The sequence below is a fragment of the Thermus sp. FJN-A genome (assembly GCF_054655095.1).
Map to the genome: position 1 here is coordinate 1 of NZ_BAAHSC010000302.1, position 236 is coordinate 236.

The following is a 236-nucleotide window of genomic DNA, read 5'->3' on the forward strand; positions in this document are numbered from 1 at the left end:
GAGATGGTGGGGGAGGTGTTGGACGTGATGCGGGACCTGGCGCGTGGGGGCATGACCATGCTGGTGGTGACCCACGAGATGGGGTTTGCCCGGGAGGTGGCGGACCGGGTGATCTTCATGGACGGGGGGCAGATCGTGGAGGAGGGGAGGCCGGGGGAGATCTTCACCGCCCCCAAGGAGGAGCGCACCCGGAGCTTCCTGCAACGGGTGCTCCACCACTAGCACCATGCCCGCAC

At 67.8% G+C, this 236-nt stretch carries 1 pseudogene; it reads left to right on the forward strand.

The annotated features are described in order from the left end of the window. Positions 1 to 222, forward strand: a pseudogene (locus tag ACYQ0J_RS13805) (peptide ABC transporter ATP-binding protein); the annotation flags it as partial. Positions 223 to 236 lie beyond the last annotated feature (14 nt).